The sequence below is a fragment of the Lyngbya sp. CCY1209 genome, assembly GCF_055795065.1.
The window spans coordinates 1-260 of sequence record NZ_JAYFER010000022.1 but is presented as its reverse complement, the minus strand read 5'-3'; the positions used below and the strand labels follow the sequence as shown (position 1 = coordinate 260).

Sequence of the window (260 nt, the reverse complement as noted above, 5' to 3'; positions counted from 1 at the left end):
CTAGCGGTAAGGCGAGTAACCCAAGACAACCAAGGCAAGAAGACAGCCGGAGTTGACGGTGTGGTAGCGATATCCCCGAAACAAAGGTTCACCCTTGCTGAAGAAATCAAAGGAAACGTCAAAGCCAAACCGTTACGGAGAGTGTGGATACCAAAACCCGGACGGGATGAAAAACGTCCCCTAGGAATCCCGACAATTCGAGATAGAGCCAAGCAAGCCTTGGTTAAGATGGCAATGGAACCCTACTGGGAACCTAAATT

Annotated in this window: 1 protein-coding gene; it reads left to right on the top strand. The window is 49.6% G+C overall.

Annotated elements, in window-relative coordinates:
* Positions 1–260 (top strand): reverse transcriptase N-terminal domain-containing protein (locus tag AC0QHF_RS00110; protein ID WP_324702165.1); only part of this gene is annotated, 260 nt, incomplete at both ends.